Source organism: Caballeronia arvi (assembly GCF_001544695.2).
GTDB lineage: Bacteria > Pseudomonadota > Gammaproteobacteria > Burkholderiales > Burkholderiaceae > Caballeronia > Caballeronia arvi.
Window position 1 is genome coordinate 1 of the sequence record NZ_FCOM02000256.1, and the last position, 1,146, is coordinate 1,146.

Below are 1,146 nucleotides of genomic sequence, written 5' to 3' on the forward strand. Positions count from 1 at the left end.
AACGGCGAAAAGTCGTACCCGGTAGCCGATGCACTCGCGTCGCGCAATATCCGCTTTATTTTTGCGACGGGCTATGGCATCGATGCCGTAGCCGAAGGCTATCGACACCACCCGCGGTGCCAAAAGCCGTGCGACCACCTGGCGCTCCTGAAAGCACTGAAAGGCTAAGGCACCCGATTGACCTTTGAATGCTTTCTTATTGCCACAAGAACGGTTCGCACCTTTCTACAGCGTCCGAAGAACAACCTGCATGAGAAATGGGTTTCGCGGCGCGTTCTTCGTAGGCGGATTGGCGGAAGGCCCCGGTAGGCCTTTCCGCGGCTATGCGCGCGGTTCGCGGCCGTCAGCGGAAGAAGGCCGAGACCGAAGCGGTCGCCTCAGCATCTCGGCAGCGTAATTGATTCAAATAAAAAAATCAGCGTTCGGTTTGTTGTTCTCCATCAGGGAATCTACGGAACCGCATAGGGCGCGAGTGAGAAGCACGCACGGTTGTAGCACGGCAATATAAAGCGCGGCTATCGGCGCGCTCCAGGGCGCGGGATGCGGAATTCCGGCTGAACCTGCGCGAGAGGAACGTTTTGTGCGCAGAGCGGCCTATCAATCGCCGAATCGCCCGATGCGCTTTCTTCATAACAAGCCAGATAGCAAGGTGCAGGGCAGCGCCCGGCCCGCGCATTCGTGGGCGGCGGACTTTGGCCCAGGGCTCGTTACGACCGCGTCGGACAACGACCCCAGCGGCCTAGCGACTTATACGCTCGCCGGCGCATGGTATGGATTCGACATGCTGTGGGTGTGTGTCCTTACTTATCCGTCGACCGTCGCGCTGTAACTGATCGCGAGTCGAGTGGCCGCGATTACCGGCCGCGGACTGACAGTGAACATGCGCGAGCACTATTCGCCGCTGTTCTTCTACTTTGCCGTCGGGCGGTTTCTGCTCGCGAATACGTTCAATATCGCCGTCGATGTACTCGCGATGGGCGTTGCGCTGCGCGTGTTTTGCGGCGGTTCGCTCGCGTGGCTCACATTCGCGTCGGGCGGCGCGTCGCTCGCGCTGCAATGGTGCATTCCATATGCGCGTTATGCCCGGGTGCTCAAGTGGCTGACGCTCGCGATGTTCGCGTATGTCGGCGTCATTCTCGTCGTCGA

The 1,146-nt window shown here is 59.8% G+C and carries 2 protein-coding genes; both read left to right on the plus strand.

Features of this window, described 5'->3' with window-relative positions; all coding sequences use genetic code 11:
- The first annotated feature begins 616 nt into the window (after window positions 1-616).
- Window positions 617-829 carry a hypothetical protein gene (locus AWB74_RS48120; RefSeq protein WP_061152829.1) on the plus strand — a complete coding sequence of 71 codons (213 nt, stop codon included), beginning with the start codon at window positions 617-619 and terminating at the stop codon, window positions 827-829.
- 15 nt (window positions 830-844) lie between these two features.
- Window positions 845-1,146, plus strand: a 302-nt coding sequence (locus tag AWB74_RS48125) for a divalent metal cation transporter (protein WP_235024966.1), incomplete at its 3' end; no start/stop codon positions are given.

Excerpts from the sequence above, each read along its gene's own strand:
- AWB74_RS48120 (WP_061152829.1), top strand. The coding sequence starts at position 617 with ATGCGCTTTCTTCATAACAAGCCAGATAGCAAGGTGCAGGGCAGCGCC.